17 protein-coding genes are annotated in these 24,195 nt (G+C 70.4%); 7 read left to right on the top strand and 10 right to left on the bottom strand.

Features of this window, described 5'->3' with window-relative positions; genetic code table 11:
- Window positions 1–350: 350 nt before the first annotated feature.
- Together CIK71_RS11420 and CIK71_RS11415 are read left to right on the top strand one after the other, a co-directional pair.
- On the top strand, window positions 351–1,121 hold the full coding sequence (locus tag CIK71_RS11420) for an SDR family NAD(P)-dependent oxidoreductase (protein ID WP_096165799.1): 771 nt from the start codon (window positions 351–353) through the stop codon (window positions 1,119–1,121).
- Window positions 1,122–1,215: 94 nt separating this feature from the next.
- On the top strand, window positions 1,216–3,207 hold the full coding sequence (locus CIK71_RS11415; RefSeq protein ID WP_141393715.1) for a D-apionate lactonase family protein: 1,992 nt from the start codon (window positions 1,216–1,218) through the stop codon (window positions 3,205–3,207).
- A gap of 293 nt (window positions 3,208–3,500) precedes the next feature.
- On the opposite strand, the gene CIK71_RS11410 is transcribed toward CIK71_RS11415, so the two are convergent.
- The 9 genes from CIK71_RS11410 to CIK71_RS11370 form a co-directional block, all read right to left on the bottom strand.
- Window positions 3,501–4,196 (bottom strand): GntR family transcriptional regulator, encoded by a 696-nt coding sequence (locus tag CIK71_RS11410; protein ID WP_096165809.1) that lies wholly within the window; start codon window positions 4,194–4,196, stop codon window positions 3,501–3,503.
- A gap of 224 nt (window positions 4,197–4,420) precedes the next feature.
- Complete coding sequence (locus CIK71_RS11405) at window positions 4,421–5,464, bottom strand: Gfo/Idh/MocA family protein (RefSeq protein ID WP_096165797.1); 1,044 nt, start codon at window positions 5,462–5,464, stop codon at window positions 4,421–4,423.
- Window positions 5,461–6,465: a 5-deoxy-glucuronate isomerase gene (gene iolB / locus CIK71_RS11400; RefSeq protein ID WP_096165796.1), complete on the bottom strand. Its 1,005-nt coding sequence runs from the start codon at window positions 6,463–6,465 to the stop codon at window positions 5,461–5,463. The genes CIK71_RS11405 and iolB overlap by 4 nt, the downstream gene beginning before the upstream one ends.
- A gap of 92 nt (window positions 6,466–6,557) precedes the next feature.
- On the bottom strand, window positions 6,558–7,433 hold the full coding sequence (locus CIK71_RS11395; RefSeq protein ID WP_096165808.1) for a Cgl0159 family (beta/alpha)8-fold protein: 876 nt from the start codon (window positions 7,431–7,433) through the stop codon (window positions 6,558–6,560).
- Between the two features lie 89 nt (window positions 7,434–7,522).
- Entirely contained in the window at window positions 7,523–8,557 is a 1,035-nt protein-coding gene (iolC, locus tag CIK71_RS11390; RefSeq protein ID WP_096165795.1) for a 5-dehydro-2-deoxygluconokinase, read from the bottom strand.
- A 293-nt stretch (window positions 8,558–8,850) separates the two neighbouring features.
- Window positions 8,851–9,240, bottom strand: a complete 390-nt coding sequence (locus CIK71_RS11385) for a tautomerase family protein (RefSeq protein WP_096165794.1) — start codon at window positions 9,238–9,240, stop codon at window positions 8,851–8,853.
- Window positions 9,241–9,333: 93 nt separating this feature from the next.
- Window positions 9,334–10,338, bottom strand: coding sequence for a sugar phosphate isomerase/epimerase family protein (locus CIK71_RS11380; RefSeq protein ID WP_096165793.1), 1,005 nt, complete (start codon window positions 10,336–10,338; stop codon window positions 9,334–9,336).
- 94 nt (window positions 10,339–10,432) lie between these two features.
- Window positions 10,433–11,629 carry a Gfo/Idh/MocA family protein gene (locus tag CIK71_RS11375; protein ID WP_096165792.1) on the bottom strand — a complete coding sequence of 399 codons (1,197 nt, stop codon included), beginning with the start codon at window positions 11,627–11,629 and terminating at the stop codon, window positions 10,433–10,435.
- Between the two features lie 55 nt (window positions 11,630–11,684).
- Window positions 11,685–13,295 (bottom strand): MFS transporter, encoded by a 1,611-nt coding sequence (locus CIK71_RS11370; RefSeq protein ID WP_096165791.1) that lies wholly within the window; start codon window positions 13,293–13,295, stop codon window positions 11,685–11,687.
- A 411-nt stretch (window positions 13,296–13,706) separates the two neighbouring features.
- Between CIK71_RS11370 and iolD the strand changes: the two genes are divergently transcribed.
- From iolD to CIK71_RS11345, 5 genes are all read left to right on the top strand, one after another.
- Window positions 13,707–15,617, top strand: a complete 1,911-nt coding sequence (iolD, locus tag CIK71_RS11365) for a 3D-(3,5/4)-trihydroxycyclohexane-1,2-dione acylhydrolase (decyclizing) (protein ID WP_096165790.1) — start codon at window positions 13,707–13,709, stop codon at window positions 15,615–15,617.
- Window positions 15,618–15,665: 48 nt separating this feature from the next.
- Window positions 15,666–17,162: a CoA-acylating methylmalonate-semialdehyde dehydrogenase gene (locus CIK71_RS11360; RefSeq protein WP_096165789.1), complete on the top strand. Its 1,497-nt coding sequence runs from the start codon at window positions 15,666–15,668 to the stop codon at window positions 17,160–17,162.
- A gap of 437 nt (window positions 17,163–17,599) precedes the next feature.
- Window positions 17,600–18,577 (top strand): TIM barrel protein, encoded by a 978-nt coding sequence (locus CIK71_RS11355; protein ID WP_241964167.1) that lies wholly within the window; start codon window positions 17,600–17,602, stop codon window positions 18,575–18,577.
- Between the two features lie 77 nt (window positions 18,578–18,654).
- Window positions 18,655–19,524 (top strand): sugar phosphate isomerase/epimerase family protein, encoded by an 870-nt coding sequence (locus tag CIK71_RS11350; RefSeq protein WP_096165788.1) that lies wholly within the window; start codon window positions 18,655–18,657, stop codon window positions 19,522–19,524.
- A 145-nt stretch (window positions 19,525–19,669) separates the two neighbouring features.
- Entirely contained in the window at window positions 19,670–20,830 is a 1,161-nt protein-coding gene (locus tag CIK71_RS11345) for a Gfo/Idh/MocA family protein (RefSeq protein WP_096165787.1), read from the top strand.
- Window positions 20,831–21,086: 256 nt separating this feature from the next.
- Here the strand turns inward: CIK71_RS11345 and CIK71_RS11340 are convergent, their stop codons facing one another.
- Window positions 21,087–24,176 carry an alpha-mannosidase gene (locus tag CIK71_RS11340; RefSeq protein WP_096165786.1) on the bottom strand — a complete coding sequence of 1,030 codons (3,090 nt, stop codon included), beginning with the start codon at window positions 24,174–24,176 and terminating at the stop codon, window positions 21,087–21,089.
- Window positions 24,177–24,195: the final 19 nt, after the last annotated feature.

The following is a 24,195-nucleotide window of genomic DNA, read 5'->3' as shown; positions in this document are numbered from 1 at the left end:
GAAGTCCTGAGACATCACACGACCGATGCGAGCGCCGACATCGGTCGTGGGGCCACAAAACTCGCCGGCCTGTGGTGCCGGTCGGGTCATCCCGCCGCTCGTGCGGGCGGCGGGGCCCTCATGGCGCCCAGGCGGGCGTCCGCCCCCGCCCCCGTCCGACGAACGCACCGTCCGACGAGCGCCCCGTCCAACGAACGCCCCGTCCGACAAACGCACCGACCTTGAAATTGGTCAACCGGTTGGGCAGACTGAGTGACATCACGAGCCGCCGTCGTCGTCCGGGCACCTGCCCGACACCGCGCCCGTGCCACGCAGCAGAGAAGCTCCGCCCCCGATGAACGGATAACCCCATGCCCCGTCTCGCCTCCCGCACCGCGCTGGTCACCGGAGCCGCCTCCGGCATCGGCCTCGCCGTGGCCTCCCGCTTCGCCCGCGAGGGCGCCCGCGTCGTGATCGCCGACCGCGACGGGGAGTCCGCCGCGAGCGCCGCCGCCTCCATCGCCCAGGAGAACGGCGAGGGCACCGCCCGCGCGCTCACCGTGGACATCTCGGACGAGGCCGCGGTCGAGTCCGGTTTCGCCGAGCTGAACTCCGCGGGCTGGGCGCCGGACGTCGTGGTCGCGAACGCCGGCGTGCAGCTGTTCGGGCAGGACGCGAAGATCGCCGACCTCGATCTCGAGGTCTGGCAGCGCACGGTGGACGTGAACCTGACCGGCACCTTCCTCACCGTGAAGCACGCCGTGCGGTCGCTGTCGGCCAGCGGCGGCGGATCGATCATCCTCACCGGCAGTCCCACAGGTCTCACCGGTGAGGGCAACGACTTCACCGCCTACTCGACGACCAAGGCGGGCATCCACGGCCTCGCCCGGACCGTCGCCGCCGCCTATGCGGCCGACGGCATCCGCGTGAACACTGTCGTCCCCGCTTATACCGAGACCCCGCTGGTCACGACGATCTCCGACGATCCGGACGAACGTTCCGCGATCGTGGGTCGTATCCCGCTGGGCCGCGCTGGCCAGGCGGAGGATGTCGAGGGGATCATGGTCTTCCTCGCCAGCGACGACGGCGCCTTCGCGACCGGCTCGCTGTTCGCCGTCGACGGCGGCATGACCGCGCTGTGAACTGCCCTGCGAGCCGCGCCGCCAGTCGCGCTGCGGACCGCCCTGTGAACCACGCCCTGAGCCGCCCCCAGCAGCCGACGCCATCGCCCGCCTCATGAGCACGAACTCTGCTGCCCCCTCCCCTGTCTGGGGGCCCGTGCCCTCCGGCGAGCGCTGGGGGTCAGGCCGATGGTCGCTGGATCTGCGCAGCGATGAGCTGGCGGACATCCGCTGCGACGGCCTGGTCGTGCTCCGCGGGGTGCGGGCCGTGGCCCGGGATGCCGATTGGCAGACGGCCGCTTCGCGCGTCACGCACGTCGAGCGCAGCTCTTCGAGCCTCGTCATGGAGCTGGAGATCGCCGATCGCGGGATCGACCTGGCCGGCGCCCTGCGCGTCGAGGCCGACGGGGACCAGCTCTCGGTGACCTTCGAGGGCGAGGCGCGCTCGGACTCCCCCACGAACCGGACAGGGCTCGTGGTCCTGCATCCACCGCACCTGGCCGGCACCGATCTCACCGTCGGCCGCACCGACGGCACCGAGCTCGCGATGACCTTCCCGGCAGCGATCAGCCCCCACCAGCCGGCCCGCGATATCGCAGCGCTGAGCTGGGCGGATCATGGCACGACGTTCCGCGTGGACCTTCGCGGCGACGTCTTCGAGATGGAGGACCAGCGCAACTGGTCCGACGCCTCGTTCAAGACGTACAACCGATCCCTGGACGAGCCGTTCCCGTACACGCTGGCCGCCGGTGAGACGGTCCGGCAGCAGGTCGTCCTCACGGCCACGGGGTCGACGGGCCCGCTCGCACCGGCGCAGGTGCCGGCGACCGTTCAGGCCGCGGCGGCGGGAGCCACCGGGCCGGCAGAGCACGCGGAGCCGACGACGACGGCGTCTGTCACGAAATCCACAGGCGCACCGGATGCCGGCACGGCCGCATCTCCCACCGTCCTGACGCTCGTACCCTGCGGCCCGTTCCCGACCATCGCCGTCGGCGCGTCGACCGCACCGGAGCCCGGGCCTCAGCGCACCGGTGAGCTCCGCGACGTCCTGCACGTAGAGCTGGATCTCGCCGATCCGGCCTGGTCCGCCGCCCTGGAACGCGCCCGTCGTGAGGCGGACGGGCTCTCGGTGATGCTGGTGAGCCCGACGCCTCCGGAGCCCGCCGTGCTGCGCACGGTCCTGGACACCCTCGCGGACGTCGACCTGCACCGCATCGGAATCGTCGACGCGTCATCGCACGTCTCCGAGCCCGCGCTGGTCGAGGCGCTGCGCGCGGTCACGCCGCCCGGGATCCCCGTCGTCGGCGGCTCCCGCTCGCACTACACGGAGCTGAACCGGGAGTGGGATCGGCTGCCGCACGCGGACCTCGATGGCCTGACCTTCCCGATCACGCCCCTGTTCCACACGCTCGAGACGGAACAGCTGGTGGAATCGGTCGCGATGCAGCGCGTGATCGTCGAGGATGCGACTTCCCGCGCGCCGGGCGTGCCGGTGCACATCGGTCCGGTGACGCTCCGACCGCGCTTCAACAACGTCGCGACCAGGCCCGTCGCCGCACCCGCACGAACGGGCCTCTCGGCGGGGTATGGCGCCCACCGCACCGCGGCCGACGATGCTCGGCAGGCCTGTCCGGAGCTCGCGACCTGGACGATCGCGAGCGCCGCGGCCCTCGCGGTGCCGGGCGTCGCCTCGTTGACCTGCTTCGAGCAGTGGGGGCCGCGCGGAGTGCGCACGGCCGACGGAGCCGACCTGCCGGTGCGCGCCGCGATCGACGCGCTCAGCGCGCTGGAGGGCGGGCAGCTGCTGACCGCGGCGAGCCCGGACGGGCTGGTCTGGGCGATCGGGGCACGGCGCAGCACGCGTCTCCCACACCATGCCCAGGTCCAAGACCAGGACCGGAACCAAGACCAAGACCAAGACCAAGACCAAGACCAAGACCAAGACCAAGACCAAGACCAAGGTTGCGGCACGCCCGGCCACCACGACGAGGTGCTGCTGGCGAACCTGTCCGGATATCAGCGCCGAGTGGAGCTGCGGAACACTGGCGCCGACACGTCGCGGCACGACCTCGGTGCCTTCGAGTGGGTCCGCAGCGGCACGCCGTAGGAAGCGGGCGGAGCGCTGAACCGGCAGCAAATGTCGCCTCAGGACCCATGTGGGCGCGTCACATGGGTCCTGAGGCGACACTTGCTGAGTGCTGGAGCCTGTAGGGCCGGTCGCTCGGTCCGGGCCGGTCAGACGAGTCGAGCGGGTCGAGCGGGTCGGGCAGGTCGCTCGGGTCGCGCGGGTCGGGCAGGTCGCTCGGGTCCCGCGGGTCGCGCAGGTCGCGCAGGTCGGGCGGGTCGAGTGGGTCGCGCACGGCCGGCCTGAGGTGAGGCACGGGGCCGAGGGTGCCCGGCTCAGGAGTCGACGAGGGTGACCTCGAAGGAGTACCGCGAGGCGCGATACACGTGGTAACCGAACTCGACCACGCTGCCGTCGTTCGCGAAGGACTTGCGCTCCATGGTGAGCAGGGCCGCGCCCTGCTCCTCGTCGAGGAGCTCGGCGTGCTCCGCGTCGGCCACGGTGGCACCGATGCGCTCATGAGCGAGCACCGAGACGACGCCCTGCTCACGCAGGGAGGCGTACAGGCCGTTGCTCGCGAGGGCTTCGCGACGCGGGGCGATCCGTTCGGGCAGGGTGTTGCGCATGACCGCGAGCGGCTCGTCGTCGGCGTAGCGCACACGCAGCAGCTCGAGCACCTGCTCACCCGGGCCCAGCTGCAGACGGTCCACCGCCTCGGAGTCGGGGCGGCCGATGCGGTACTCGATGATCTCGGTGCGCGGGGCCTTACCGGCGCCCCGCAGGTCGTCATACAGGGAGGTCAGCGCGACCTGACGGTTCACGGGCGCCTGCACCACCTGGGTGCCCACGCCGCGCTTGCGCACCAGCATGCCCTTGTCCACCAGCTCCTGGATGCCCTGCCGGACCGTCGGCCGAGAGAGCTTCAGCCTGCCCGCGAGATCGAGCTCGTTCTCCAGCCGGCTGCCCGGAGGGAGCTCCCCGGCCTGGATCGCCTTCTCGATCTGGGTGGCCAGCTGCAGGTACAGCGGCATGGATAGGTCGCGATCCACCACCAGGTCCACTCTCACGGCACGATTCCCTTCGGCTCCGTCCACTGCACTCTCCTCGGTTCACGCCGGTGTGACCGCGCCAGGATACGGCGCGGTCACCGGTTGTTCGTCCAGTCCGGCTCTCGTGCGCACGGTACGGACCAGTGCTCGGGCGGCCGACGCCGACCCGAGACCGGCCTCGTGCTCAGCTCAGTCGGCCTTCGTGCTCAGCTCGGCCGGGCCTCGAGGGCGATCTCGACGGGCCCGTCGGCGGTGAGGGAGCGTTCCGTCGCCTCGCACACCGCGGCACCCACGTACCCGTCCCAGGCGGTCGCCGAGCGCGCGGCGACATTGCTGCCGTCGGCCACGGCGTTGATCCAGGCCTGGACCTCGGTGTCGTAGGCGGCCACGAAACGGGGACGGAAGTCCGGCGGCACGCTGCCGCCCCAGCGCCCGCCCTCGAGCTGGGTGGTGACCCGGCCGATGTCCTGGCCGATGGTCGAGGCGCCGCGGGAGCCGACCAGCTCGGTGCGCACCTCGTAGCCGGCGTTCGTGCTCACCCACAGCTCGTCGGTGACGACCACGCCGGACTCGGTGCGGAACAGGAACAGCAGCGGGTCGTGCAGGCCCTCGGGGGCGAGCTCGGTGCTGCGCGGCACGACGGTCTGCACGGAGACCACCGGCTCCTCGAGGAAGTAGGAGATCGCGTCGATCTCGTGGACGGCCGAGTCGTAGACCATCATCGTGTCGTCGAAGCCCGGGAGCACGGTGGCGTTGCGGTGCTTGCAGTTCAGCAGCAAAGGCGTGCCCAGCTCGCCGGCGTCCAGGGCGTCCTTGAGCTCGGCGTACTCGGCGTCGAAGCGGCGCATGAAGCCCAGCGACACGTACTTCGCGCCCGACGCGGCTTCGGCCCGGACCACCTCGTAGGCGTCCTGCGGGTTCATGGCCAGCGGCTTTTCGCACAGCACGGGCTTGCCGGCGGCGATCGCGGCGAGGGTCTGGTCGCGATGGAACGCGCCGGGGCTCGCGATGAGGATCGCGTCGACGTCGTCCGCGCCGATGACCTCCTCAGGGGTGTCCACGACGCGCGAACCGGGGGTCTCGGCCGAGACCTTCTCGGCGGTCTCCCGCACGTAGTCGCTGATCACGCTGATGCGGGCGCCCTTGATGCGGGAGCGGACGCGCTCGACATGGTCGGCGCCCATCCGGCCGACGCCGATGATGCCGACGCGCACGTCTTGCGGGAGGGTGGTCTGCTGGGTGTCGCTCATCGATGCTCTCCGTCGAGTCGGGGGTCGATCCCGGCGTCGGCCCAGGTGTCGCGCACCCAGGTCTGCTCGGGATGGTCGGTGATGTTCCAGGCCCGCACCGGGTCCGGTCCGGCCATGACGTTGAGGTAGTACATGTCGTGCCCGGGGGCGGCGGCGCAGGGGCCGTGCCAACCGTGGGGCACCAGCACGGTGTCGCCGCTGCGCACCTCGGCCAGCACGTCGATCGGCTTCGCCTCGCCGCTCGAGGTGGTCTGGTGGAAGCCGAATCCGGGTCCGCTCGGGCCGTCCTGGATCTCGTAGTAGTAGATCTCCTCGAGCTCGGACTCGACGTGCTCGCCGTCGTCGACGGTCTCGTCGTGCTTGTGCGCGGGGTAGCTGGACCAGTTGCCTCCAGGAGTGATGACCTCGCAGGCGATGAGGCTGTCACAGCCGTCGAAGGCGCCGACGGTGCCGAAGTTGCGCACCTTGCGGGTCATGTTCCCGCCGCCGCGGATCTCGACCGGGATGTCCTCGGCGGGGATCAGCGCCACGGGGTGCACGCCGGTCGCGACCGCGGTAGCCACGGCGAAGCGGCCGCCGGCCTCGGAGGAGATCGTCGGCTGGGAGCCGACGGGCACGTACAGCACGTCGGTCGCCGACGCGAACACGTCGGCGCGGCCGCGCAGCGTGTACGTCTCCCCCGCCACGGAGACCTCGCAGCCCCCGTTCAGGGGCACGATCATCGCCTCGACGCTGTTGGCGGTGAAGATCTCGCTCTCACCGGGGCCGAGCGCGAGCACGCGCAGCCCGGTGTGGACCCAGCCGTCACGGGCGCCGGGATCGATGATCGTCTCGTAGTTCCCGCGACCCGTGGAGCCTGCGGGCAAGTGCAGCTCGGAGGAGTCCGGGACAGCGGAGGCGTGCTGGGTGGCGGGCGCCGAGGCGGAGCCGACGGTGGCAGCCGAAGCGGAGCCGGAGGTGGCAGCCGAGGCGGAGCCGGAGGGGGTGGAGGCGGAGGACATCGGTGGTCTCCCTTCGAAGGGGCCGGTCGGTCGGGGCGCCGATCGGCGGGGTGCCTCTCGGCGCGGGCGCCGAGAGGCGGGGTCGTCTGTCGTCAGCGGAGCATGTCGACCGAGGCGGTCACCGCGGCGGTGACATCGTCGTCGGCCGGATACAGCAGGGTGCGACCCACCACGAGGCCGCGCACGTTCGGGCGGTCCAGAGCCCGCTTCCACGTGGCCCGCAGGGTATCCGGATCGTCGTTGGCGGGGTCGCCGCCGAGGATCAGCGTGGGCAGGGTGGTCGCATCCATGACCCGCTCCATGTCGTCCACCGCGGGGAGCTTCAGCCAGGTGTAAGCGCTGGTGGCGCCGAGACCCTGGGCGATGTGGATGGACTTGATGACGGCCTCGGGGCTGAGATCATTGACGATCTTGCCGCCGCCGGGCCGGCTGGACATGAACGGTTCGACCATCGCGATCAGCTCGTGCCGGGCGAGGTCGGTGACAGCGTTCGCGCTGGCCTCGAGGATGAACGAGGTGCGATCGTCGGCCAGGTCGATGCGGGTGAGCATCTTCCCGCCGTCGAAGCCCGACTGCTTGATGGCAGCGGCGTCGTAAGCGGTGAAGCGATCCTCGATCTCCCACGAGCTGCCCTGCAGGCCGCCGCGGTTCATCGAGGCGAAGACGATCTTGTCCTCGAGCGCCCCGAGCAGCAGCAGGTCCTCCAGGATGTCGGCAGTGCCGAGCACGCCGTCCACACCGGGCACGGCGAGCGCCTCGCGCATCCTGTCCAGCAGCTCACGCCGGCTCTCCATCGCGTGCGGGCGGCTGCCCACACCGAGGGCGCCGCGTGCGGGATGGTCCGCCGCGATCACCATCATGGTGCCGTCGGTGTCCGCCACGGTGCGGCGGCGACGCGCGGCCGCCAGGCGGGCGATCCGCGAGGGATCCTCCAGGCGCACCCGCGTGACCTCTTCGTAGGTGCTCACGAACTGGTTCGCGGCACCTGCGGCCTGGGCCGCGGACTGAGGGGTGGAGCGGGAAGCCGTCTGGGAGGTGGTCTGGGAGGCGGTGCTGCTCATGCGGTCTTCTCCGGGGCGGGGGCGTCGACGCCGCGATTGCGGAGCGCGCCGAGCATCTGCTCGACGGTCTGCCCGTGGTTGGGGTCGCCGCCGGCGACCAGCAGGTCGATCTCCTCGCCGGTGGGCATCGCCGTGGAGCACTCCAGGCGGCTGGTGACGATGGCGCCGGCCGCATTGCACCTGGTCAGAATGGTCTCGAGATCCTGGCCGGCGAGCAGACCGTGGCAGAGGGAGCCGCCGAAGCTGTCCCCGGCGCCGAGGCCGTTGATGACCTCGATGAGGTTCGGGGCCACCTCGACCCGGCTGTCGCGGGTCTTGCCGAGCACGCCCTTGGGGCCCTGCTTGACGATCGCGATCTCGACACCGGCCTCGAGCAGGGCGTCGGCCGCGCGCTCGGGCTCGGTCTCGCCGACGGCGACCTCGCACTCCTCCTTGTTGCCGACCGCGACGGTGGTGTGCTTGAGCGCCTCGCGGTACAGCTCGCGGGCCTCCTCCGGGGAGGACCAGAACATCGGGCGGTAGTCGAGGTCGAAGACGGTATGCGCGGTGCGGCCACGGGCCTCGAGCGCCGCGAAGTGGGCCGAGCGGCTCGGCTCCTCGGAGAGCCCGGTGCCGGAGAACCAGAACAGCGGCACGTTCCGGATGGCCTCGAGGTCGAGGTGCTCGGGCGCGACCTGCAGGTCCGGGGCGCTGGGCTTGCGGTAGAAGTACAGCGGGAAGTCGTCCGGCGGGAAGATCTCGCACAGGGTGATCGGGGTGTTCAGCTCGTTGTTCGTGACGACGAACTGACCGGAGACTCCCAGGCGCTCCATCTCCTTGACCACGTAGCGGCCGAAGGGATCATCGCCCACTCCGGTGATCACGGCGGGGGTGTGCCCGAGCCGAGCCGCGGCGACGGCGACATTGGTGGGGCTGCCGCCGAGGAACTTGCCGAAGCTGTTGATGTCCTCGAGCCCCTTCTCGATCTCCAAGGGGTAGATGTCGACACCGCTGCGACCGAAGGTGATGATGTCGAGGTCGGGTGCTGCCATGATCTCAGAGCCTCTCTGCGTTGAAACCTGGGCGGTGACCAGGGCTGTCTGCCCGGTGGTACCGCTCGATGGTCCTATCGTGCCATTGCCGGAATCATTTGTCCAGACAAATGAGCGAACATGTCCGGAAGGAGTGGGGAAGGGTGCAGGGTGGATCCGCGTGAGGCGTAGCGCGAGGCGGTGACATGCCCGCCTCAGAGCCCCGGCACGGACCGGGCTCCGGGGCCCGGTCCGCTGGGCTCCGGGCCGCGGGGCCCGGGCTCCGGGCAGAGTTCCCGGTGGCGAGCTGCGAGTCAGAGCTCCCCGGTGAGGAACTGCGCCCGACCATGGCCGAAGGACCAGTCCTCGCGATCGTTGTGCACGACCGAGATGATGAGGTCCTCCGGCCGCACCAGGTCCGCTGCGGCGAGACGCTCGGCGAGCGCCGCGTAGACCGCCTGCTTCTGCTCGGTGCTGCGCCCCTGCTGGGTGACATGGATGATCACCACGCCATCGCTGCGCTCGATCCCGAGCCCTGTGTCCTCCGCGAGGATCGAGCCCACGGGCAGTGTCTCCACGATCTGGTACCGGTCCCCCGCCGGCGCGGAGAACAGCTCGAGCATGACGTCCTGGACGATGTCCGCCATTCGGCGCGACTGCTCAGGGGTGCGGACGGCCTGCTGGGTGATGCGTACGAGGGGCATGATCAGTTCCTTGTCAGGTGAGGAGGGGCGCCGTGGATGACGACGCGTCGGACCGCACGCGCGCTGGAGGCGGCGCGCAGCCCGGGACGGCTCTCAGAGGCCGGACTGTGCGGCGGCGGCCAGGAGCGTCTTCGCGCCGCGGGCGATGCCCTCGACGCGGTCGAAGGCGGCATCCTCGTGCTCGATGTTGACGTTGAGCTGGGGATCCACTGCGGCGAGCGCCGCCAGGAACCGGCTCCAGTACTCGGCGTCGTGGCCCTCGCCGATCGCGACGAAGCGCCATGCCGGGTCCTCCGGCCAGGTCGAGCAGTAATGGCCCATCCCGGTGGGGGTGCGCTGGGCGGGGTCCTCCGGCACGGGGCCGAAGTCGGTGTCCAGCACACCGCGGGTCGCCGCACCGGGCAGCACGGAGGTGTCCTTCGCGTGCACGTGCGTGATGTACGAGCCGAGGCGCTCGATGCAGTCGATCGGCTCCATCTGCTGCCAGAACAGGTGCGAGGGGTCGAGGTTCACGCCGATGTTCGTGGGCTCGACGAGCTCGACGAAGCGCTCGAAGCTGGGCGGGGAGAACACGAGGTTGCGCGGGTGCATCTCGAGGGCCACCTTGACGCCGTGCGTCCGGGCGAGGGCGTCGATCTCCTTCCAGAAGGGCACCGCGACGGACCACTGGTACTCGAGGATCTCCAGGTCGATGCCGTTCCAGGGGTTCACGATCCACGCCGGGTAGCGCGCGCCCGGATCGGTGCCCGGGGTGCCGGACATGGCCACCACGTCGCGCACGCCGAGCAGCCCGGCGAGCTCGATCGTGCGGCGCAGGTCATGGGCGTGGCCGAGACCCTCGGTGGGCAGGGGCGAGAGCGGGTTGCCCGACGCCGTCAGGCCCGTGAGCTGCATCTCGGCGTCGGCGAAGACCTGCAGGAACTCGCTGCGTGCGCGCTCGCTGGCGAGCAGGGCGTCGACCGGGGCGTGCGGGGAGGGGATGAAGCCGCCGGTGTTGACCTCGGCTCCGGTCAGTCCGATCCCGCGCAGGACCTCGAGGGCCTCGGGAAGGGTGCGATCCTGCAGGCAGGCGGTGTAGGCGCCGTAGGTGAACGACATGGGGTCTCCTCTCAGGGAAACGGGTGAGGTGGGGTAACGCGGGTGAGATGGGATCACGCGGGCGACGGGTCACCCGGGTGACGGGTCACGAAGGTCAGGAGACCTCGATCGCGGAGCCGCCGTCGGCCGCGGAGCGGGCCACGGCATCGAGCACCCGCATCTGGCGGTAGCCGTCGGCGAAGGTGGCGCACTGCGGCAGGGCGCCCTCCGTGATGCCGGCGACCTGCTGCAGGAAGGCGTGCGCCTGGTAGGTGAACTGTTCGATCTGGTTCAGGCCCACGCCGCCGAAGGCCATCGAGGAGCCGTTGCCGAAGTAGGGGAACTCGGGGTTCACCAGCACCTGGCGCATTCCGCCGAGGCCCGCGGGCGAGGAGGAGTCGGCGATCTGGATCTCGCCGGTGCGGTCCAGGGACCAGCTCGCGGTGCCGCCGGTGCCCAGAACCGTGAGCGCCTTGTAGTTGGGCAGGCCGTGGGCGACGCGGGAGACGGAGAAGGTGCCGGCCGCGCCCGAGGCGAAGCGGGCGGTGAAGGTCGCGACGTCGTCGTTCTCCACGGCCTCCTTCGGGGCGTCGGCCGCAGCAGCGACACCGCGGCCGCCTGCGACGGCGCCGCCGGCGACCGGGCGCTCGGAGATGGTCTGCACGAGCTGCGCGCCGGAGACCTCGACCACCGGGCCGAGGATCAGCTCGGCCGAGTCGACCAGGTGGGAGCCCACGTCGCCGAGCGCGCCCGAGCCCATCGGGCCCTTGTACCGCCAGGCCATGGGCACGTTCTCGTCGGCGCCGTAGTCGCACCAGTAGCGGCCGTCGAGGTGCGCGATCTGACCCAGCGCACCCTCGGCCGCGAGCTTGGCGAGCATGGCGACGCCGGCATTGCGGCGGAAGGTGTAGCCGGTGGCGAGCACCAGGTCGGGGTGCTTCTGCTCGAGCGCAGCCATCGCCTCGGCGTCCTCGAGGGTGCCGGCCAGCGGCTTCTCGCACAGCACGTGCTTGCCGGCCGCGGCCATGGCCTCGGCGATCTCGCGGTGCAGGGCGTTGCCCACCACGATCGAGACGATGTCGATCGAGTCGTCCTCGGCGACGTCGCGCCAATCCCCCACGGCCTTCTCGTAGCCGTAACGGGCCGCGGCGTCCTCGGCGAAGGGCAGGTGGGCGTCCGCGATCGCGGCGAGCCGCACGGGCGGCAGGCCGAGGTCGTAGACGGTCCCGGCCTGTCGCCAGGCGTTGGCGTGGGTCTTGCCGGCCATGCCGGCGCCGATGACGGCCACGGAGAGTGGTGCGGAAGAGGTCATGTCAGGTCCTTTCGGGGGTGATGCGGGGGTAGCCGTCAGGGAAGGGTCGAGGCGGTCACCGCAGGCGGATCACGCCGCCGGCCTCGCGGAACTCCCACTCGATCCGTTCGAGCGAGAACTTCTTGGTCTCGGGGATGCGCAGGAAATACCAGATCACGGCGAAGATGTTGATCCCCGCGAAGATCGCGTAGGTCGCCACCGGGCCGATCCCGTCCATCATCACGGGGAAGGTCACGGTGACCGCGAGGTTCGCGATCCACAGGATCATCACCGCGAAGCCGTTGGCCGCGCCGCGGATGGCGTTGGGGAAGATCTCCGAGAGCATCACCCACATGACGGGACCGGGGCCGGACTGCATGCCGAGCATGAACAGCACGATCACGACGACCACGAGATAGGGCACGAACTGCGGGATGTCCGGAGAGACGGCCCCGTCGGCCGAGATGTACGGATTGATGCCCAGCAGGAAGATCGCGGTCATCGCGATCAGCGAGAGGGTCAGGATGGTCTGGCCCACGAGCAGCACCTGGCGCCTGCCGAAGCGCCGCAGGGCGAGCAGGCCGGCGGCCGAGCCGATCACCGAGGCGAGCCCGGTGAAGACATTGAGGATGATCGAGGCCTGGGCATCGAAACCCGCCGCCATCAGCACCTTCGGGGCGTAGTACATCATCGTGTTCACACCGGTGAGCTGTTGGAGGATCGCGAAGATGCCGCCGAAGATGATGATCGAACGCAGCCAGGGGACCTTCAGGCCGGCTCGCAGGGTGAGCTTCGTGCGCTTCTCCTCCGCCCGACGGTTCGCCTCCATCTCGGCGACCTCGACGGTGATGTCGTGCTTGCCCTCCACGCGCACCCGCTTGAGGTTCGCGATCGCCTGGACCAGCTCGCCGCGGCCCACGTGCCAGCGGGCCGACTCGGGCATCATGCGGATGCCCAACCACAGGGCGATCGCGGGGATCGAGCAGAGCAGCAGCATGAAGCGCCAGGCGTGGCCGTTGCCCTCGGAGACGGTGAGTCCGCCGATCCCGGCCAGCAGGCTCCACGAGGCGGTCTCGCCCGCCTCGAAGGTACCCGACGGGTCCCCGGCGACGACGGCTTCGGGGCCTCCCTGGAGCGAGGCGATGAGGGCGTTCATCCCGAAGGCGACGAATTGGCCGGTGACGATCATCAGCTGGTCGACGGCGACCAGCATGCCGCGCTGCTCCTTGGGAGCGGTCTCGGAGAGGTAGACGGGCACCGTGGTCGAGGCGCCGCCCACGGCGAGGCCGAGCACGAAGCGCGCGGGGTACAGGACCCAGAGGCTCGGGGAGAGTGCGCAGGCCACCGCGCCGACGAAGAACACGAGGGCGAGGATGATGATGTTGTGCCGGCGTCCGTAGCGGTCCGAGAGCCGCCCGCCGATGATCGCGCCGACGGCGCAGCCGCCGAGCAGGAATCCGCCGACGAGCCCCTCCTCGAGAGAGGTCAGGGCGAGGCCGCCGGCCTCCTTGGGCATGTACATATAGGGCAGAGCGCCGGAGATGACCCCGGTGTCGTAGCCGAAGAGGAAGCCGCCCAGGCAGGCGACGACCGCCAGCAGGCCGATGGACCGTTTCGGTCCGGCGGCGGGCGTGGTGCGGACGAGCTCGGAGATCCGAGTCCGTTCCGCGTGATGCGACTGGCTCATGTTCCCTCCTTGGAACCTGAGGCCGGCGCGAGGGTCGCTGCCCTGCGCCGGGGCCGGTCCGGGACCGGTGGGAGTCGGGATCCGGACACGAACGCACCTGGGGATGACGCCCTTGTCTTCCAGGAGCCACCATCACGGCGATTCATGTCCGGTCGAAGTGAGTTGAGGTCACTGACTTGGACGCAAGTTAGCACACAGGTCACACCCGACGGAACCCGGACGTCGTGCGGATTCGCGGGTTCGGACGGAGCGATCGCGCCACCACCAGCGCCGTCTTGTCCTAACAAACTCTTGACAAGGGTGGTGATCGCTCGGCATGCTGGGCACATCTGAACTCACCGTCGAGTCCCTGCGACAGATGGTGTCACCCAGGGCCCGCCCTCGCGGCGGAGTCCGCACCATGGAGGCAGCATGAGCGTCCCCCCGACGACCCCCGCCGGCACCGTCCGGCTCACCGTCGCCCAAGCCCTCGTCCGATTCCTCGCCGCCCAGTTCACCGAGCGCGACGGAGTGCGTGAGCGAACGATCCCCGGCGCCTTCGGGATCTTCGGCCACGGGAACGTGGCCGGTGTGGGCCAGGCCCTGCTGCAGAACGCGACCGATCCCGGCGAGGGCGAGAACCCGCTGCCGTACTACCAGGCGCGCAACGAGCAGAACATGGTGCACTCGGCCGTCGCCTATGCACGGACGAAGAACCGTCTGCAGGCCCTGGCCTGCGCGGCCTCCATCGGCCCGGGGTCCACGAACATGATCACCGGCGCCGCCCTCGCGACCGTGGACCGCATCCCGGTCCTGCTGCTGCCCAGCGACATCTTCGCGACCCGCACCGTGGACCCCGTGCTCCAGCAGCTCGAGGACGAGACCGGCGGGGACGTCTCCGTCAACGACGCCTTCCGCCCCGTCTCGCGCTACTTCGATCGCATCTCCCGGCCCGAGCAGCTCATCCCCGCCGCACTGCAGGCCATGCGTGTGCTCACCGATCCCGCCGAGACCGGGGCGGTCACCCTGTCCCTCCCCCAGGACGTGCAGGCCGAGGCCTTCGACTGGCCGCTGGAGTTCTTCCGCGAGCGCACCTGGCACGTCGGCCGTCCGGTGCCAGAGCCTGCCGCTCTCGAGCGTGCGGTCGCCGTGATCCGCTCGGCCCGTCGGCCCGTGCTCATCGCCGGCGGCGGCGCCATCTACTCCGAGGCCAGCGCGGAGCTCGCCGCCTTCGCGGACGCCACCGGGATCCCGGTGCTCGACACCCAGGCCGGCAAGGGCGCGCTCAGCGCCGACCACCCGCTTTGCATCGGCGGCGTCGGCTCCACCGGCAACAACGCGGCGAACGATCTCGCCGCCGAGGCCGACGTGATCATCGGCGTGGGCACCCGCTACACCGACTTCACCACCGCCTCCCACACCGCCTTCCGCAACCCGGACGCGCGTTTCGTGAACCTCAACATCAAGGCGTTCGACGCGGCCAAGCACTCCGCGACCATGGTCGTCGCCGATGCTCGCACCGGCCTGGACGCCCTGCGCGAGGCCCTCGGCGAGTACCGCGCGCCGGCCGGGCACAGCGCCCTCGCACAGAAGAAGCGGGCCGAGTGGAAGGAGCTCGTCGAGCCCTGCTTCCAGCCCCACGACCAGGAGCTGCCCGCGCAGACCGAGATCTTCGGGGCCCTGAACGAGCTGATGGGCGACGAGGACATCGTCATCAACGCCGCGGGCTCCATGCCCGGCGACCTGCAGGCGCTGTGGAAGGCCCGCTCCCCGATCCAGTACCACCTGGAGTACGGCTACTCCTGCATGGGCTACGAGCTGCCGGCCTCGCTCGGCGTGAAGATGGCCGCGCCGGACTCGGAGGTGGTCGCGATCATCGGCGACGGCACCTTCCAGATGGCGCCGCAGGAGATCGCCACGATCGTCGCCGAGCGCATGAAGGTCATCCTGGTGATCCTGCAGAACCATGGCTGGTCCTCGATCGGCTCCCTCTCGGAGTCCCACGGCTCCCAGCGCTTCGGCACCAAGTACCGGATGCGCGACGAGCAGACCGGGATGCTGGACGGCGACAAGCTGCCCTTCGACATCCCGGCGAACATCCGCTCCTACGGCCTCGAGGTGCAGGAGGTCTCGAGCGCCGCCGACTTCCGCGAGGCCTACCGCCGCGCCGAGGCGTCCACCGAGGCCACCGCGATCGTGGTGAACACGGACCTGTACGGGCCGAACCCTCCCGGCAACGGCTGGTGGGACGTGCCCGTCTCGCAGGTCTCCCGCCTCGAGTCCACCCAGCAGGCCTTCGCGCAGTACGAGGCGGAGCAGGCCCCGCAGCGCCACTACCTCTGAGCACCCGCCGCTCACCCCCAGACCACCCGACTATCGAGGAGAATCCCCATGGGACATGACGTCAAGCACTGGATCAACGGCCGCGAAGAAGCCGGCACCGGCTCCACCCAGCCGATCCTGAACCCCGCCACCGGCGAGGAGATCCGCACCCTCCACCTGGGCGATGCCGCCACCGTCGACCGCGCCGTCGAGGTGGCCGTCGCCGCGCAGCGCGAGTGGGCCCAGGTGTCGCTCGCCAAGCGCACCCAGGTCTTCTACCGCATGCGCCAGCTGGTGATCGATGCGACCGACGAGATCGCCGAGGTCATCTCGCAGGAGCACGGCAAGACCGTGGGCGACGCGAAGGGCGAGATCGCCCGTGGCCTGGAGACCCTCGAGTTCGCCACCTCGATCACGCAGGACCTCAAGGGCGGCTTCTCCGAGAACGTCTCGACCGGAGTGGACGCGCACACCATGCGCCAGCCGCTCGGCGTCGTCACGGGCATCACCCCGTTCAACTTCCCGGCCATGGTCCCGTTCTGGATGCACCCGGTCGCCCTCGCCACCGGCAACGCCTTCCTTCTCAAGCCCTCCGAGCGCGATCCCTCCGCCTCGAACATCGTCGCCCGCCTTTACCAGGAGGCCGGCCTGCCCGACGGCGTCTTCCAGGTCATCCACGGCGGCAAGGACACCGTCGACGCCCTGTGCACCCACGACGACGTCTCCGCGGTCTCCTTCGTGGGCTCCACCCCGATCGCCAAGCACGTCCACGCCACCGCGTCGGCCGCCGGCAAGCGGGTCCAGGCCCTCGGCGGCGCCAACAACCACGCCGTGGTGATGCCCGACGCGAACATCGAGTTCGCCGCCTCGCAGGTCGCCTCCGGCGCGTTCGGCTCCGCCGGCGAGCGCTGCATGGCCGTCCCGGTCGCCGTGACCGTGGGCGACATCCACGACGAGTTCCTCGCCGCGATCACGGCCGAGGCCGAGAAGCTCGTGGTCGGCCCCGGCGACGACGAGAAGACCGACATGCCGCCGGTCATCACCGCCGAGGCGCGTGAGCGGGTCATCCGGATGACCGACGAGGCCGAGAAGGCCGGCGGCCGTGTGGTCGTCGACGGCCGCGGCCTGGTGGTCGAGGGCTACGAGAACGGCAACTTCGTGGGGCCGACGGTCATCACCGATCTGGACCGCAGCCACGCCACCTACACCGACGAGGTGTTCGGTCCGCTGCTCGTGGTCATGCAGGTCGACAACTTCGACGACGCCCTGGAGCTCGTGAACTCCTCCCCCTTCGGCAACGGCACCGCGATCTTCACGGACTCCGGTCACTACGCGCGCCGCTACCAGGAGGAGGTCCAGGTGGGCATGATCGGCATCAACGTGCCGATCCCGACCCCGGTGGGCTACTACTCCTTCGGCGGGTGGAAGGACTCGCTGTTCGGCGAGCACCACGCCCACGGCCCCGAGGGCCTCAGCTTCTACACGAAGCAGAAGGCCGTCACCACTCGCTGGCCCTCCCAGAACGAGACCGTCGAGAGCTCGATGAGCTTCCCCACCCACGACTGACCGTCCACCTGCGCCGGTGCATGGTCAGCCCTGCTGTGGCGGGCCGAGCGCCGGGCCAGGTATGGCGGGCCGAGCGCCGAGCCAGGTGTAGCGGGCCGAGCGCCGAGCCAGGTTCGGCGGGCCGGGTGGCGGGCCGTGTGGCGGGCCGGGTGTCGAGCCAGGTGTGGCGGGCCGAGCGCCACCCCTGCAGCCCGACCCGGGGCTCGGCCGCCGCACATCAGGCCGAGCCCGGCGGCAAATGTGAGCTGTGGACCGATGCGGACCCCTCACATCGGTCCACAGCTCACACTTGTCACACTTGCCACTCCCGCTGGCCCGCACGACCCCTCATCAGGCTCACCGGGCACCCCGGACCCCGTCGCCGGCCCGCACGCTCGCCGGCCCGCACCGTACGCGGATCCGGGCAGCCCCCGTCCGACCTTCGAAGGAGCAGTGTCTTGACCACCATCGACCCCGACCGCAGCGTCGACCCGCAGGCAGGCCCCCACATCGACCGTTCCCGCAACCCCGAGCCACCGTTCGACAAGCTCACCATAGGTGTCTGCCCTGATCAGTGGGGCGTGTGGTTCCCCGAGGACGAGAAGCAGATCCCGTGGCGCACCGCGCTCGGCGAGATGGCGCAGGCCGGCTTCTCCGTGATGGAGACGGGGCCCTGGGGCTACTTCCCCAAGAATGCCCGCGAGCTGCAGTCCGTGATGGACGAGCACGGCTTCCAGGTGGTCGCCGGCACCGGCTGGGGCATCCTGCACAAGGAGGAGGCCTGGCCGGAGACCGAGCGGACCTTCCGGGCGATCGCCGAGACCCATGCAGCCGTGGGCGCGGAGTACATGGTGCACCTGCCCCCGATGTACCGCGACGAGAAGACCTGGGAGTTCACCGACGATCGGCAGCTGACCGGCGATGCGTGGAAGCGGTATGTCACCAACGCCAACGAGCTGGGCCGGATCATGAAGGAGGACTACGGGCTGACGATGGTGCTGCACCCGCACGGGGACAGCCACATCGAGACCCCCGAGGAGATCGCGCGCGTCTTCGAGGCGACGGATCCCGAGCTCGTGAGCTTCTGCCTGGACACCGGGCACATCATCTACGGCGGCGGCGACCCGATCGGGATGATCGACGAGTACCCCGACCGCATCGGCTACGTGCACATCAAGGCCTTCGACCCGGACCTCACGCGGGAGGCGCACGAGAAGGACTGGCCCTTCGGCGAGGCCGTCGCCAAGGGTGCCTCGGTGTGCCCTCCGAAGGGCCTGCCGGACATGAAGGACCTGGTCGCGAAGCTCGCCACGATGGACAAGGAGCTCTACGTGATCTGCGAGCAGGACCTCTACCCCTGCGATCCCGCCCTCCCGCTGCCCAACGCGATCGCCACCCGCGAGTTCCTCGCCGACTGCGGTCTCGGGATCAGGTGATCCCCGGTCCACCGGACCCCGCACCCCGTCCCACCGCGCACGACGTCCCGTCGGCCGCCCGACCCTCAGGAGACACCATGGTCAAGATCCTGCTGGACCCGAGCATGTACCACCCGCACCTCTCGGTCGCCGAGGAGCTGCACAAGGCCCGTGAGCTGGGCTTCAACTATCTCGAGCTGTCCCCGCGCGCGGACTTCCACGAGTGGCATCACTACCCCAAGGTGGACCGTCACCAGATCGCCGAGGTCAAGCAGGCGATGAAGGACACCGGGGTGAAGATCTGGACGTTCAACCCGGTCTTCGACTGGGCGAGCCCGGACGAGCAGGAGCGCCAGGCGCAGGTGCGCAACTGGACACGGATGCTGGAGATCGCCGACGCCCTCGAGGTGCCGCTGATCGCCACCGAGTTCTCCGGGGACCCGCAGCGCGCGCTCCAGAGCGAGCACCAGTTCTACCGCTCGATGGAGGAGCTGGGCCCCGTCTTCGAGAAGTACGGACTGGAGTGCACGATCGAGGCGCACCCGTACGACTTCGTCGAGGAGAACGACCAGGCCGTGCAGATCATCCGGGGCGTGGACCGCGACTGGCTGAACTACGAGTTCTGCTTCCCGCACGCCTATCACCTGGGCCGCGGCGCCCGGGACCCGCGCGAGATGATGGACTACGCCGGGGATCGCCTGAAGCATCTGCACATCGCGGACGTCTTCGACCACACGGCCAACGTGGGCAACCGCTACATCATGAACCCGCCCGGCGTGGACGCCCGGATCCACCAGCACAACGAGATCGGCAACGGCGAGGTCGACTGGGACAGCGCCTTCGCCTACCTGCGCGAGCGCGAGTACGACGGGCCGATGTCCGTGTGCGTGTTCGGCTGGGAGGAGGAGGCCGACGCCATCAACGTGCGGATGCGCGAGCGTCTGCTCGCAGAGTTCGACGGCGACTGACGACGGGCCGTCCACGGCCGGCGGCTGGCTGACTGCCGACGGCTGACGACTGGCGGTTGCCCACGGCCGACCTCTCGGGGCTGACCACGCACCTCGCACCACGAACACGGCGTGCCCTCGCGCCGCCCCACCTCAGGAGAGCACCATGCAGGACATCGGTATCGGCGTCGTGAGCCTCGGCTGGATGGGACGTCTCCATTCGACCTCCTACCAGCGGATCCCGTCGCGCTTCCCCGAGCTCGGCGTGCGGCCTCGGCTCGTCGTCGCGGCGGACCCGCTCGAGGCGAACCACCAGGCCGCGACCGAGCAGTTCGGCTTCGAGAAGGCGGTGGCGAGCATCGACGAGGTGCTCGCGGACCCGGACGTCGAGGCGGTCTCGATCTGCTCGCCGAACTTCCTGCACCGCGACTTCGCGGTCAAGGCGGCGCAGGCCGGCAAGCCCTTCTGGATCGAGAAGCCGATGGGGGTCTCCGCCGGGCAGTCCCGCGAGATCCACGACGCCGCCGCGGCCGCAGGAGTGGCCACGGCGGTGGGATTCAACTACCGCCATGCGCCTGCCGTGCAGCATCTGCGGGAGCTGGTCTCCTCCGGTCGCCTGGGCCGGATCACGAACGTGCGCTGCTGGCTCAACGCCGATTACGCCTCCTCCCCCGAGAGCGCTCTGACCTGGCGCTACGACCGGGAGAAGGCCGGCAGCGGGGTGATCGGCGACCTCCTCTCGCACGGCGCGGACCTGGTCGAGTACGTGACCGGTCAGCGCATCGAAGAGGTCACCGCGACCTCGGACGTGTTCATCCCCGAACGTCCGATCCCGACATCCGCCGGAGTGGGGCACGGCGGCATCGAGGTGGGCAGCGAGCGCGGCCCGGTGCAGAACGAGGACTGGGTCGCGGCCCTCGCATCACTGGCCGACGGCGCGCACGCCACCCTCGAGTCCTCCCGGGTGGCCCACGGGCATCGCAGCGACTACGCCCTGGAGCTGTTCGGCACCGAGGGCTCGGCACGCTGGTCCTTCACCCGCATGAACGAGTTCGAGGTGATGCTCGAGGACCGCGGCACCGAGCACGGCTACACCACGGTGCTGGCCGGCCCCGGGCACGGCGACTACGCGCGCTTCCAGCCCGGCCCCGGCATCCCCATGAGCTTCGACGACCTCAAGACCATCGAGGCCGCCGAGTTCCTCTCCGACATCGTCCACGGCACCCGCCTCGCCCCGAATGCGGCCGACGGGCTCGCCGCGGCCGAGGTGTGCGAGGCCGTGGTCCGCTCCGCAGCGAGCCGGGCATGGGAGCGCGTGCCCCGCTGAGCCGAGCGGAGCTGAGGCGAGGCGAGGCGGGGGCCCACCCGCCCCGCTGACCTGCGGCTACGCCGACGGCCACCTCTACAGCTGCGGCTACGCCGACGGTCACCTCTACGGCTGCGGCTACCCCTACAGCTGCGGCTGCGGCTGCGGCTGCGGCTGCGGCCCACCCTCACACGCACGCACGCGACTCAGCGGACCGCGCGGCTCGTCGGCCCCGGTGCGGTGCCGACGAGCCGGCCACCGCACCGGGGCAGCGAGGTCAGAAGGTCGCGCGCACCGTCGTGATCTCGAAGGGGTTCAGCCGCAGCGGGATCCGCTCCCCCTGCGCCTGCGCCGCACGGTCTGCGAGGGGCGACTGCTCATCGAGCGGACGCTCCAGGAGATCGACGACGGTCAGCGAGCGCGCTCCGGGGACGGAGAGCTCGGTGAGCGCCCGTCGGCCCTCGGACTCGTACAGCCGCACCAGCAGATCGCCGGAGCGGTCCTCGGCGCGCTTGACGGTCTGGATGCGCGCGCTGCTCTCCTCGAGGGTCGCCAACGGCTCCAGCGGTGCCGAGCGGTGGAGCGTGCGCTCCGCCTGGTTCAGCGCCTCACCCATGTCGATCGCGTCGGCGACGCCCGCCTGAGGGCGGATCGCGTAGCGCACGGTGTACTCGCCCTCCTCGGCCAGGGGGTCCGGGAACTCCGCGGCCCGCAGCACCGTCGCCCGCAGCACGGTGGTCGTGCCCGCGCCGTTCTTCCCGCGGAGCACCCGGCGCACGTCGTGCCCGTACGAGGAATCGTTGGCCAGGGCGATGCCGAAGTCCGGCTCGGCGACGCGGACCCATCGATGCGCACAGGTCTCGAACCGGCCGAAGTCCTCGTTCGTGTTCACAGGGATCGGCCGGTCGATGTGCCCGAACTGGATCTCGCTGCTCATCACCGCGGCCCGCACGCCCAGGGGGAAGGCGAGCTTGAGGACCTTCTTGCGCTCATGCCAGTCCAGGTCGAGATCGATGCCCAGCTCGGTCGCCCCCGGGGCGACGGAATAGGTGAGCACGATGCGCGACCCGACGCCGACCGACGGCGCCCCCGCGTAGGGACGCTCCGGGAAGCCCTCAGGACGGGTCCGGTAGGCGACGGCCACGCGCACGGTGCCGTCATCGTCGGTCGTGACCTCGGGAGCGGACTCCGCCTCGAGATCACGGTGCACGTGGCGGTAGAACTCGTCGATGTCCCAGGAGTCCCACGCATTGGGAGCGTCCCGGTGCAGCTGGAGGAGGGCTCCCCCGGCGCCGGGAGCGATCGCCTCTCGGCCGTCGCGCCCTGCGCGCAGCGAGGTGAGCAGACCCCGCTCGTCGATCTCGACATGCAGCTCCGGGGTCTCCACGACCAGGTTCCCGCCCTCACGGGACAGCGTCGGGGCCGCAGCGGGCGGCTCGGAGACGTCGGCGCCGAGCGGGGCGACGCCCTGCACTGCGCGCGAGCGCGAGTTGACGAGCTGCTCGGTGCCGCCGTCGCCGTCGCCGAGGGCCTGCAGCGCCGCGGCCACCAGGGCCTCGCCGCGCTCGGTGATGTACGCATAGGAGTGCTCCGCCTCGCGGTGCACCCAGGCGATGGAGGAGCCGGGCAGGATGTCGTGGAACTGCAGCAGCAGCAGCTTGTCCCACAGGGAGTCGATCTCGTCGTGGGGATAGGCGAAGCCGTCCACCAGCTGCGCCGCCGTCGCGCTCCACAGCTCGACATCGTGCATCAGCGCCTCGGTGCGGCGGTTGCCCTGCTTGCCGTGGATCTGCGAGGAGTAGGTGCCCCGGTGCAGCTCGAGGTAGAGCTCGCCGTTCCAGAGCGGCGCGTCGGGGTATTCCTCCTGGGCGCGGGTGAAGAAGTCCTGCGAGGTCGACCATTCCACCTTCGGCGCACCGTCGAGGTCGGCGAAGCGCTCCTGCGAGCCGATCATCTCGCGCGTGGGGCCGCCGCCTCCGTCGCCCCATCCGGTGGGCGTCAGCCCGAGGTGGCTGGCGCCCTTGTCCTTGAAGTTCTTCTCGAAGTGGGCGAGCTCGGCGGCGGTGAGCTGCCCGTTGTACGCGTCGATCGGCGGGAAGTGCGTGAACTGGGTGGTGCCGTCGATCCCCTCCCACCGGAACGTGTGGTGGGGGAAGGTCGAGTACTGGTTCCAGGAGACCTTCTGGGTCAGGAAGAAGTCGTTGCCGGCGAGCGCGCAGATCTGCGGCAGCGCGGCCGAGTAGCCGAAGGAGTCCGGCAGCCAGGTCTCCTTGGTCTCGATCCCGAACTCGTCGAGGAAGAACTTCTTGCCGTGCAGGAACTGGCGGGCCAGCGCCTCGGATCCCGGCATGTTGGTGTCGGACTCGACCCACATGCCGCCCACCGGCACGAAGCGGCCGTCGGCGACATGCCGGCTGATGCGCTTCCACAGCCCGGGGTACTCGTCGCGGATCCACTGGTACTGCTGAGCGGAGGAGCACGAGAACGTCAGCTGCTCGTAGTGCTCGAGCAGCCAGCACACATTGGTGAACGTGCGCGCGCATTTGCGTCGGGTCTCGCGCACCGGCCAGAGCCAGGCCGAATCGATGTGCGCGTGGCCGGTCGCGACCACGGTCAGGGCCGACGCGTTCGCGGGGGCCTCGAGCGCGGGACGCAGCGCTTCCCGGGCCTCGGGGGCGCTCGCGTGGAGGTCGTCGGGGTCAGCCGCGTCCAGCGCCGCGGTCAATGCCGCCATGAGATCGAAGCGTCGCGGGGACTGCTCGGGCAGCGTGTGCATGAGCCCGTTCAGGGCCACCACGTCCTGCTCGAGCTCCCAGATGCTGCGGCTGCGCCAGGCCAGGCGCAGCTGCGTGAGGTCGTAGATCGGGTCCTCCCCGGCCGTCGCCTTGTCGCCGAGGGCGGTGGGCGTGAAGGTCCAGTCCCCGGGCACGTTCGGGTTCGCCGCGCATTCGAGGTAGTAGTCGACCTGCTCGCCGGCTTCGAGGGTGAGGTACTGGTTGAAGGGGTTGATCGCCTTGACGGTCTCGCCCTCCGGGGTCCAGATGAGCGCTTCGGCCTGGAAGCCGGGCATGTTCGTGAACGACAGGTCCAGCTGGAGCTCGACATCGCGCTCCTCGTCGACGATCCAGCTCTCGGGGACCGTCCCGGTCACATGCAGCCACAGCGTCGACCACGGCCGGCCCCAGCGGTCGCCGACGGCGATGGGGGCGTAGGTCTGCTCGCGCGCGACCTCGAAGGGCACCGGCTCGTCCGGCACCTCCCAGGCCTCGATGGTCAGAGGGGCGGTATCCAAGTGGCGCCGGGCAGGCAGGAGCTCGCCGAGGAACCGGCGAACGCGATCCTCACTGGTGGGTCGATTGTCGTGCACGGGGGTCTCCTTCGTTGCG

This window comes from Brachybacterium alimentarium (assembly GCF_002332425.1).
GTDB classification, from domain to species: domain Bacteria; phylum Actinomycetota; class Actinomycetes; order Actinomycetales; family Dermabacteraceae; genus Brachybacterium; species Brachybacterium alimentarium.
Note: the sequence above shows the minus strand (reverse complement) of the source record. Positions and strands in the feature narration are given on the sequence as shown.

Coding starts and splice junctions, on each gene's coding strand:
- iolC (WP_096165795.1), bottom strand. CDS start 8,557: ATGGCAGCACCCGACCTCGACATCATCACCTTCGGTCGCAGCGGTGTC.
- CIK71_RS11360 (WP_096165789.1), top strand. CDS start 15,666: ATGGGACATGACGTCAAGCACTGGATCAACGGCCGCGAAGAAGCCGGC.
- CIK71_RS11380 (WP_096165793.1), bottom strand. CDS start 10,338: ATGTCGTTCACCTACGGCGCCTACACCGCCTGCCTGCAGGATCGCACC.
- iolB (WP_096165796.1), bottom strand. CDS start 6,465: ATGTCCTCCGCCTCCACCCCCTCCGGCTCCGCCTCGGCTGCCACCTCC.
- CIK71_RS11410 (WP_096165809.1), bottom strand. CDS start 4,196: ATGCCGCTGTACCTGCAGCTGGCCACCCAGATCGAGAAGGCGATCCAG.
- CIK71_RS11350 (WP_096165788.1), top strand. CDS start 18,655: ATGGTCAAGATCCTGCTGGACCCGAGCATGTACCACCCGCACCTCTCG.
- CIK71_RS11405 (WP_096165797.1), bottom strand. CDS start 5,464: ATGAGCGACACCCAGCAGACCACCCTCCCGCAAGACGTGCGCGTCGGC.
- CIK71_RS11385 (WP_096165794.1), bottom strand. CDS start 9,240: ATGCCCCTCGTACGCATCACCCAGCAGGCCGTCCGCACCCCTGAGCAG.
- iolD (WP_096165790.1), top strand. CDS start 13,707: ATGAGCGTCCCCCCGACGACCCCCGCCGGCACCGTCCGGCTCACCGTC.
- CIK71_RS11415 (WP_141393715.1), top strand. CDS start 1,216: ATGAGCACGAACTCTGCTGCCCCCTCCCCTGTCTGGGGGCCCGTGCCC.
- CIK71_RS11370 (WP_096165791.1), bottom strand. CDS start 13,295: ATGAGCCAGTCGCATCACGCGGAACGGACTCGGATCTCCGAGCTCGTC.
- CIK71_RS11345 (WP_096165787.1), top strand. CDS start 19,670: ATGCAGGACATCGGTATCGGCGTCGTGAGCCTCGGCTGGATGGGACGT.
- CIK71_RS11375 (WP_096165792.1), bottom strand. CDS start 11,629: ATGACCTCTTCCGCACCACTCTCCGTGGCCGTCATCGGCGCCGGCATG.
- CIK71_RS11420 (WP_096165799.1), top strand. CDS start 351: ATGCCCCGTCTCGCCTCCCGCACCGCGCTGGTCACCGGAGCCGCCTCC.